This is a genomic window from Rhodococcus sp. (in: high G+C Gram-positive bacteria) (genome assembly GCF_049591685.1).
Classification (GTDB): Bacteria; Actinomycetota; Actinomycetes; order Mycobacteriales; family Mycobacteriaceae; genus Rhodococcoides.
Genome location: NZ_JBAWFH010000132.1, coordinates 1 through 9539, shown reverse-complemented (window position 1 = coordinate 9539; position 9539 = coordinate 1). Strand labels below are relative to the sequence as shown.

General features: G+C 64.6%; 7 protein-coding genes and 2 pseudogenes. 8 read left to right on the top strand and 1 reads right to left on the bottom strand.

All coding sequences use genetic code 11. The annotated features are described in order from the left end of the window. The 5 genes and pseudogenes from WBQ44_RS05730 to WBQ44_RS05710 form a co-directional block, all read left to right on the top strand. Nucleotides 1-450: pseudogene (locus WBQ44_RS05730) on the top strand (1-deoxy-D-xylulose-5-phosphate reductoisomerase); the annotation flags it as partial. A gap of 5 nt (nucleotides 451-455) precedes the next feature. Then, a complete protein-coding gene (locus WBQ44_RS05725; protein WP_495565760.1) occupies nucleotides 456-1670 on the top strand; it encodes a M50 family metallopeptidase in 1215 nt (404 codons plus the stop codon). A gap of 106 nt (nucleotides 1671-1776) precedes the next feature. Next, nucleotides 1777-2940 carry a flavodoxin-dependent (E)-4-hydroxy-3-methylbut-2-enyl-diphosphate synthase gene (gene ispG / locus WBQ44_RS05720; RefSeq protein WP_495565759.1) on the top strand — a complete coding sequence of 388 codons (1164 nt, stop codon included), beginning with the start codon at nucleotides 1777-1779 and terminating at the stop codon, nucleotides 2938-2940. 123 nt (nucleotides 2941-3063) lie between these two features. Beyond that, nucleotides 3064-3900: a GNAT family N-acetyltransferase gene (locus WBQ44_RS05715; protein ID WP_495565758.1), complete on the top strand. Its 837-nt coding sequence runs from the start codon at nucleotides 3064-3066 to the stop codon at nucleotides 3898-3900. A gap of 50 nt (nucleotides 3901-3950) precedes the next feature. Next, nucleotides 3951-5762, top strand: a complete 1812-nt coding sequence (locus WBQ44_RS05710) for a penicillin-binding transpeptidase domain-containing protein (protein WP_495565757.1) — start codon at nucleotides 3951-3953, stop codon at nucleotides 5760-5762. 9 nt (nucleotides 5763-5771) lie between these two features. Here the strand turns inward: WBQ44_RS05710 and WBQ44_RS05705 are convergent, their stop codons facing one another. Beyond that, the gene (locus WBQ44_RS05705; protein WP_495565756.1) at nucleotides 5772-6638 is read right to left on the bottom strand and encodes a LuxR C-terminal-related transcriptional regulator; all 867 of its coding nucleotides are present in this window, start codon (nucleotides 6636-6638) and stop codon (nucleotides 5772-5774) included. A gap of 134 nt (nucleotides 6639-6772) precedes the next feature. On the opposite strand from WBQ44_RS05705, the gene map reads away from it, so the two are divergent. The 3 genes and pseudogenes from map to WBQ44_RS05690 all read left to right on the top strand — a co-directional run. Beyond that, on the top strand, nucleotides 6773-7648 hold the full coding sequence (map, locus tag WBQ44_RS05700; RefSeq protein WP_495565755.1) for a type I methionyl aminopeptidase: 876 nt from the start codon (nucleotides 6773-6775) through the stop codon (nucleotides 7646-7648). 76 nt (nucleotides 7649-7724) lie between these two features. Further along, the gene (locus WBQ44_RS05695; RefSeq protein WP_495565761.1) at nucleotides 7725-9224 is read left to right on the top strand and encodes a cobyric acid synthase; all 1500 of its coding nucleotides are present in this window, start codon (nucleotides 7725-7727) and stop codon (nucleotides 9222-9224) included. Between the two features lie 79 nt (nucleotides 9225-9303). Then, a pseudogene (locus WBQ44_RS05690) lies at nucleotides 9304-9539 on the top strand (alpha/beta hydrolase); the annotation flags it as partial.

The window sequence follows — 9539 nt, the reverse complement described above, 5'->3', positions numbered from 1 at the left end:
CAGTCGATCGTGCACTCGATGGTCACGTTCTTCGACGGTTCCACCATCGCTCAGGCGAGTCCTCCCGATATGCGCCTGCCCATCGCGCTCGCGCTCGGTTGGCCGGACCGCGTGCGGGGAGCAGCCCGCTCGATCGATTTCACGACGTCCTTCACCTGGGATTTCGAACCGCTGGACGACCGGGTGTTCCCGGCTGTGCAGCTCGCCCGCCAGGCGGGCATACTCGGTGGTTGCATGACTGCCGTTTACAACGCGTCCAACGAAGTGGCAGCCGAAGCCTTCCTGGCAGGGGTCATCGACTTCCCGCAGATCGTGCACACCGTCGCCCAGGTCGTCGAGGACGGTAGTACGGAGTGGGCAGCAACCCCGACCGAGGTCGATGACGTGCTGAGTGCCGACGCCTGGGCGCGCAGGCAAGCCCGCACGCTCCTGAACCAGAAGGACCGGTAGAGACGATGGTGTTCGTATTCGGCGTCGTACTCTTCGCGCTCGGCATCACAGTGTCGATCGCTCTGCACGAAGCGGGCCACATGTGGACCGCCCGCGCCACCGGCATGAAAGTGCGCCGGTTCTTCATCGGCTTCGGCCCCAAGGTGTTCTCTTTCCGCCGCGGTGAAACGGAGTACGGCCTCAAGGCAATTCCGGCGGGCGGGTTCTGCGACATCGCCGGTATGACCGCGATCGACGAGCTCGCGCCGGACGAGATCGACCGGGCCATGTACCGGCAGAAGACGTGGAAGCGCCTGTTCGTGATGACGGGTGGGATCGGGATGAACTTCATTCTCGGATTCATCCTCATCTTCACGTTGGCAGTGGGCTGGGGGCTCCCGAACCTCAACCCGCCGACCGGTGCGATGGTCGGCGAAATGCCGTGTGTCACAGCAACTCAGAATCAAAACCTGACTTTCCCGGAGTGCACCGGTCCGAGCCCCGCGTATGTCGCAGGCATTCGCCAGGGCGACGTCATCACGTCGGTGGGCGGCACGGAGACCGACACGTTCGCCGATGTCGTGGCCGCCACACAGCCGACGTCGGGCGTCGTCGATTTCGTCGTCGAGCGCGACGGCCAGGAGTTGACGTTCCCGGTACAGGTTCAGCAGGTGCAGAGGTGGGTGAGCGACGGCACCGAAACGGGTCGCGAGTCGGCCACGGTAGGGGCCGTCGGTGTGCAGATGGAGTTCTTCGAGCCGACGCAGTACAACCCGCTCGCGGCAATCCCCGCGTCCTTCGCGTTCACCGGTGACATGTTCGTCGAAACCGCGCACCGCCTCGTGCAGATGCCCAGCAAGGTGGCCGACCTGTGGACGTCGATCACCGGAGGTGAACGGGACGTCGAGACACCGATCAGCGTCGTCGGCGCGAGTGTCATCGGAGGTCAGCTCGTCGAACGGTCGATGTGGCCCGTCTTCGTTCTGCTACTCGCGAGCCTGAACTTCTTCCTCGGGATCTTCAATCTGCTGCCGCTTCTCCCGCTCGACGGTGGGCACATGGCAGTGACAATCTACGAACGGATCAGGAACTTCTTCCGGAACAGGCGGGGACTTCCCGACGGCGGACCGGTCGACTACATGAAGCTCATGCCCGCCACCTACGTGGTCATCGTCATCGGCGGCGCCTACATGTTGCTCACACTCACGGCGGACATCGTGAACCCGATTCAGCTGTTCTGACGGAGCCGCCTGGGGGAGCAGCAGAATGACCCAGGTCATACAGCACCGAAGCATTCCAGCCGAGTGATTACAGTGGTGAGTACAGCTAGGGAAGAAGGCATACGAAGTGACAACGTCAGTCGGACTGGGAATGCCGGTACCGCCGGTTCCCGTACTCGCCCCGCGCCGTAAGACGCGTCAACTGCAGGTCGGCACCGTAGGAGTCGGCAGCGAACACCCGATCTCCGTGCAGTCGATGTGCACGACCAAGACTCACGACATCAACGCCACATTGCAGCAGATCGCCGAGCTCACGGCATCGGGCTGCGACATAGTCCGCGTGGCATGCCCCACTCAGGACGACGCCGACGCGCTGTCCATCATCGCCAAGAAGAGCCAGATCCCGGTCATCGCCGACATTCATTTCCAGCCCAAGTACATCTTCGCGGCCATCGACGCCGGGTGCGCGGCAGTCCGAGTCAACCCGGGCAACATCAAGGAATTCGACGGTCGCGTCAAAGAGGTCGCCAAGGCCGCGGGCGCAGCGAACATCCCCATCCGGATCGGCGTCAACGCCGGATCGCTCGACAAGCGGATGATGGACAAGTACGGCAAGGCGACGCCCGAGGCGCTCGTCGAATCCGCGCTGTGGGAAGCGAGCCTGTTCGAGGAGCACGGCTTCGGCGACATCAAGATCTCCGTCAAGCACAACGACCCGGTCGTGATGGTCGAGGCGTACGAGCAGCTCGCGGCGCAATGCGACTACCCGTTGCACCTCGGCGTGACCGAGGCCGGGCCCGCGTTCCAGGGCACCATCAAGTCGGCCGTTGCCTTCGGTGCACTGCTCTCCCGCGGTATCGGTGACACCATCCGCGTCTCACTGTCGGCACCTCCGGCCGAAGAGATCAAGGTCGGCAATCAAATCCTGCAGTCGCTGAACCTGCGTCCGCGCAAGCTCGAAATCGTGTCCTGCCCGTCGTGTGGTCGCGCTCAGGTGGACGTCTACACGTTGGCCGATCAGGTCACGGCCGGTCTCGAAGGCATGGACATTCCGCTGCGTGTAGCTGTCATGGGCTGCGTCGTCAATGGTCCGGGTGAGGCGCGCGACGCCGACCTCGGTGTCGCGTCCGGCAACGGCAAGGGCCAAATCTTTGTCAAGGGCAAGGTCATCAAGACCGTCCCCGAGGCTCAGATCGTCGAGACCTTGATCGAGGAAGCGATGCGCATTGCCGAAGAATTCGGCGATGATCAGGGTGCAGATTCCGGAGCTCCGGTCGTCACGGTCAGCTAGTTTTCTCGTGAGTGTCGGAGGCGAAAACGGGCATCCTGCGATCGGGGACGCAGCGGTTCTGCAATGCTGAGTCGGTGCCGCTCGCCACATATCCGATGTGCGTTGGTCAGGAGGTGACCGCAAGTGCTCAAGCTCCTCGGCGCGAAGCCCTTGGGTAGCAAGGACACGGCCGGTGTCCTGCGGGTGTTGGACGCCGATCCGATTGCCACGTGCATGGTCGCCGCACGAGTTCAAGAGCACGGTCTCGACCCGCGTTCGTTCCACGGCGAGATGTGGAGTCGCGGGCGGCCCGACGAGTCACTCTGCTTCTACGGTGCCAACCTGGTGCCCCTACTCGGGTCGATGGACGACTTGCGGTCGTTCGCCGACCGGGCCTGCCGCGGGCCGCGGATGTGCTCGTCACTCGTGGGCCGAGCGGAGCTGACGCTTCCCCTGTGGGAGATGCTCGAACCCGATTGGGGCACGCCTCGAGAAGTTCGTAGCGATCAACCCTTGCTCGCAACGTCGCAGTATTCGGAGTACCCGCCGGATTCCGATGTGAGATTGGTCAATTCGGACGAGCTCGACGTCTACCTCGCGGCCGCTGTGGCCATGTTCATCGAGGAGGTCGGCGTCGATCCCCGGTCCAGCGACGGGGGCCGCGGCTATCGGCGCAGGATCGCGAGCCTCATCGCTGCGCGACGTGCGTGGGCACGGTTCGAGGACGGTCAGGTCATCTACAAAGCCGAGGTCGGCTCCCAGTCGGCCACCGTCGGACAGATACAGGGCGTCTGGGTGCACCCGCTGTACCGCGGCCGGGGGCTCGGGTCGTCGGGGACGGCAACCGTCGTCGACGCCGTAGTGCGCAGCGGGCGGATCGCGAGCCTCTACGTCAACAGCTTCAACTATCCGGCCCGTCGCGCCTACGCGCGAATCGGGCTGAGCCAGGTGGCGACGTTCACGACGGTTCTGCTGGACTGACAGCGATTCGCTGAGCTCGGTTGCGCTGGTGCGCAACTACGATGAGCTCGATGAAGTTTTTCGAAGTCCCGCGTGCGCGCCGATCGGCCGCTGCTGCTGTCGCCGGTGTCGTGTTGATCGGCTCGGCCGTGGCGTGCACCCCGAGTCCCGACGGGCCGGAACCTGCCGCCCAGGCGTTCTTGCAAGCATTCTCCTCGCGCGACATCGATTCGGCGTCGACGGACACCGATCGACCCGAGGCCGCCGCGGCGGCACTGAGCGATGCTTGGGAGGACCTCCAAGCCGAATCGCTGGAAGCACGCACGACGTCGGTCAGGGTGGACGGTGACACGGCTACCGTCGGATACACCTACGAATGGCAGTTGCCGAAGGACCGCACCTGGACCTACGACGGCGAGCTCCAGATGGGCAGAACCGACGGCCGCTGGGGTGTGCGGTGGACGTCGACCGACATCCATCCCGAACTCGGCGACACGCAGACGATGGCGCTTCGGTCGACGGCTCCACCGCGAGCACGGGTGAACGAACGGTCGGGGACGGACGTGCTGGTACCGGGCGTCGTACACCGCATCAAGATCGACGCGGACGAATCGGTCAACGTCGTACGATCCGCAACGGATCTGGCGGCAGTACTGGCGCCATTCGATGCCACCATCTCCGCGCAGAGCATCGTCGAGTCCGCGACGTCCGTCGACGGGGACTATCCCGTGGCACTGCTGCGCGACGAGGACTTCTCGGGCGTCGCCGACCGGCTGGCCGCGATTTCCGGAGTGACGGTGTCGGACGAATCGGATCTCGTAGCGACCGATCGGACGTTTGCCCCGGACCTCGTCTCGCAGGTCAAGAAGACCGTCATCGACGAGGTCGACGGACAAGCCGGGTGGAGTGTGGTGACCGTCAACCGCAACGGCGTCGATGTGGACGTCCTGACCGACACACCGCCGCAGCCTGCGCCGTCGTTCTCCATCAGTCTCGACCGCAACATTCAGGTCGCCGCGCAGAACGCCGTGAACGCGCGCGCAGAGCAGGCAATGATGGTGGTGATCCAACCGTCCACGGGCGCGATTCTGGCCGTCGCTCAAAACGTCGAGGCCGACCGCGACGGCCCCGTTGCGTCGGCCGGCCTGTACCCGCCGGGGTCGACGTTCAAGATGGTCACGGCCGGTGCAGCGATTTCCGCTGGACTCGCCGGACCGGAAACGACGGTGCCGTGTCCCGGGCGCATCGTGATCGGGGAGCGAAGCATCCCCAACTACAACGAATTCGCATTGGGCAACGTGTCGATGGGTACGGCGTTCACCCGATCGTGCAACACCTCGTTCGCGAAACTGGCCAGCGAAATGCGACCCGATGCGCTGACAGTTGCGGCTTCGCAGTTCGGGGTGGGAGTCGATTACGACGTCATCGGTCTTCCGACCGACTCGGGTTCCGTGCCCCCCGCCGAAGACTTGGTGCAGCGCACCGAGGACGGCTTCGGCCAGGGCAAGGTCGTGGTCTCGACATTCGGGATGGCGTTGGCCGCAGCGACCGTCGCCCGGGGTTCGACGCCGGTGCCGAACCTGATCGTCGGGCGGGAGACCGCAATCGACGGCGAACCACCGACGATCGAGCCCGCAATGGTCGACGGTTTGCGCGGAATGATGCGGTCGGTGGTCACGAGCGGTACGGCCGAACGTATCGCCGACCAGGGTGAGGTGTATGGCAAGACGGGCGAAGCAGAAGTCGAGGGAGGCTCCCACGCCTGGTTCGTCGGCTACCGAGGGGACCTTGCGTTCGCAACGCTCGTCGTTCGCGGTGGTAGCTCCGACAACGCGGTGGCGGTGACCCGGGAGATGTTCGAGGTACTGCCGCCGGGGTACTGACCTGGCTCCTTACGGAAGCAATCCGAGTTTGCGCGCCACGACGAGCGCCTCGTGACGAGTACGGGTGCCGGTCTTGCCCATCACGGATCGAAGATACGACTTCACCGTTTCAGGCTTCAGTGACAAACGTTGCGCCGCTTGTGCATTGGTGCAACCCAATGCAATCTGTGCGAGTACGTCTGTTTCGCGAGCGGAGAGCGTCACGTCGGATTCGTTCGGCGACGGGTGAAGAGCTCGCAGTATGCGGTCGGACAACTTCGACAGCTCTGCCTGCAGCGTCGCGTCGCTGGTGGAGCTGCCGATGGTGCGGAGGTCCGCGTGTATCTCGCGCAGGGCTTCGTCGGCTACCGACCATTCGGCGGCATCCGACCAGTCGGCAGTATCCGAGCGTGCATCCAGCAAGCGGACGCGGCGGTCGACCTCGTCACGAATCGCAATTTCCTGGGAAAGCCGCTTGGACGCCTGCACCATCGAGTCGGCGACTCTGTCACCGATGGGTCCACTCTCGCGCACAGCCGCGTACATGACGGCTCGCGAAGCCCCGGCAACCACTACCGGTACAGCCAGGATCGACCGAAGTCCCTCACCGAGCACGGGGCGGTCGTAGTCATGGGTGATGTACTGCGAGCTGCCGTAGTCACTGACTGCGGCGGGGCGCCGCTGCTCCATCACACGTCCGCCGAGCCCGGATCGACTGGGAATGAGCAATCCGTCCAATCCGCGGGTGCGCGTGCCGTGAAACTCGCTCAGGTGCAGGGTGTGCGCAGTGATTTCGCCGCCGAACACGACGGGTACCCCCGAGCGCTTGACCACCTCACGCAGCTCGGCGCGGAGCGCATCGCCGTCGCGAGGTCGCAGTAGATCCGTGCAGGGCACGCAGAGTACTCCCTTCGAGTCATGTGACCTGCATCATAGATCCTCGTCGTGCCGATCACGTACACAGCTCAGTACCGATGAGTCCGGGTGCATGCAGTGAGGTGTGAACCGAGCCACCGACTACCCTTGTGAACATGTCTGTGACCGCCGAGAGCAAGCCCCGTCAGCCGCTCGTGCCGGGCGTCGTATCGCCCATTCTGCCCGTACCGAAGTCGATCGAACGGCCGGAGTATGCGTGGAAGCCGACGGCTGCCGAGGGCAGCGAGCCTTGGGTGCAGACCCCCGAAGTGATCGAGAAGATGCGCGTGGCGTCGACGATCGCCGCCCGGGCTCTGCAGGAAGCGGGCAAGGCCGTGGCCCCTGGCGTCACCACCGACGAGCTCGACCGCATCGCGCACGACTACATGATCGACCACGGTGCCTACCCGTCCACTCTGGGCTACCGCGGTTTTCCGAAGTCGTGCTGCACCTCGCTCAACGAGGTCATCTGCCACGGCATCCCCGACTCCACCGTCATCGAAGACGGTGACATCGTCAACATCGACGTCACCGCCTACATCGACGGCGTGCACGGGGACACCAATGCCACCTTCCTGGCCGGCAATGTCTCGGAAGAAGCTCGCCTGCTCGTCGAGCGGACACACGAGGCCACGATGCGAGCCATCAAAGCCGTCAAGCCAGGCCGTGCGCTCAATGTCATCGGCCGAGTCATCGAGTCGTACGCCCACCGCTTCGGATACGGCGTCGTCGAAGACTTCACCGGCCACGGCATCGGCACGACGTTCCACAACGGGCTCGTCGTGTTGCATTACGACCAGCCGTCGGTGGACACGATCATCGAACCGGGAATGACGTTCACGATCGAGCCCATGATCAACCTCGGCAAGATCGACGGCGAGATGTGGGACGACGGTTGGACCGTGGTGACCCGTGACCGCAAGTGGACTGCGCAGTTCGAGCACACCTTGGTCGTGACCGACACGGGTAGCGAGATTCTCACGCTGCCGTGAGCGGAGCCTGCGGAGTGAAGCGAAACATGCTGCCGTGAGCGGTGCTGTTCTCGGTGGAGGAGCCGTTTCGAGTCAGCTGAGAGGCGCGCTTCTGGTCGCGGGGTGCACCTCGGATGCGGGCAAGAGCGTGATCGTTGCCGGCCTGTGCCGGATGCTGGCTCGTAATGGTGTCTCCGTGGCGCCGTTCAAAGCGCAGAACATGTCCAACAACTCGGTCGTTACCCTCGACGGTGGCGAAATCGGACGCGCCCAGGCCCTGCAGGCTAGGGCGTGCGGGCTCGAGCCGAGCGTTCGTTTCAATCCGGTCCTCCTCAAGCCCGGTAGCGACCGAACCTCGCAACTCGTTGTCCGAGGCCGCGCGGTGGCGCAGGTGTCGGCATCGAACTACATCGAGCACCGGCAGGCGCTGCGTGAGGTGGTCGCAGCGGAGTTGGAATCGCTGCGAGCGGACTACGACGTGGTGATCTGCGAAGGAGCCGGTTCGCCAGCCGAGATCAACCTCAGGACAACAGATCTGGCGAACATGGGTTTGGCGACGGCGGCGTCGCTCCCTGTTGTCGTCGTCGGAGACATCGACCGCGGCGGCGTACTGGCGCATCTCTACGGCACGGTCGCGATCATGAGCCCGGCGGACAGTGCGCTGGTGAAGGGTTTCGTGATCAACAAGTTCCGCGGCGATCCTGCACTGCTGGAGCCAGGATTGGTTCAGCTCGAGGAGTTGACGGGACGGCCCACCTACGGGGTGGTGCCGTATTCGGACGACCTGTGGATGGACGCCGAGGATTCTCTGGGCACGGTCGCCGACGCGCCGGTGGGTCGACCCGGTCCGGCGCTGGGTTCCCAGTGGCTGCGTGTCGCAGCCGTGCGGCTACCCCGCATCTCGAACACCACTGATGTGGAGGCGCTGGCATGCGAGCCGGGCGTGTCCGTTCACTGGGTCACCGAACCGTCACGGCTCACCGACGCCGACCTGGTGGTGGTGCCGGGCAGCAAGGCAACGTTGTCGGACTTGGAGTGGTTGCGACGCACCGGGCTCGCCGACGCCCTCGTCGCGCGGGCGGAGGAGGGGCGCCCGATTCTCGGTGTCTGCGGCGGCTATCAAATGCTCGGCCGATCGATAGCCGACGAGGTCGAATCGTCGGTGGGTGCGGCGGCCGGTCTGGGTGTGCTCGACCTCGACGTCGTGTTCGAGTCGGAGAAGGTGCTGGACAGGGTCGCGGGGTCCTCGCCGCATTTCGGAACGGACGCGGTATCGGGGTACGAAATCCACCACGGCAGGGTTGTGCACAACGGCAACGCACCGCTGCTCCGATACGAGGACGGGCGGCCCGAGGGGAGCGTTCGCGGATCGGTTGTGGGTACGCACTGGCACGGGTTGCTCGAGTCCGACGCCTTCCGCAGGAGAGTTCTTCGGTGGGTCGCGGATCGGGCCGGACGCACCGGATTCGAGGTCTCGCCTGCCACGTCCGTCACGGACATGCGTGAGCAGCAGCTGGAGCTCCTCGCGGACCTGGTCGAGAACAACCTGGACGTCGATGCGGTGCTCGAGGTCATCGCGCACGGGGTGACGCAGTGACGCAAGTGACGCAGTGAGCTTCGAGGGCGAATTCGCACTGTAGGGAAGTACGCGTCGGCCGTGCAGTAGCGTCGACCCCATGGATCACAAGCAAGTGACGGCCCGCGACGGGAGCGCAACGTTGCGCATCTCTGGGCCGGATTCGCGGCACACCGTGCTGCTGTTGCCGGGCTCGGCCGACGAGCCGGGTGTCTACGACGGCGTCTGTGAGCGGTTGCACAACTCGGACCTCAAAACCATTGCTGTACAAGACATTTCAGGACTGGACCACGCCGCGATTCTCGAAGTTCTCGACGAGCTCTCGCTGCCCTGGGT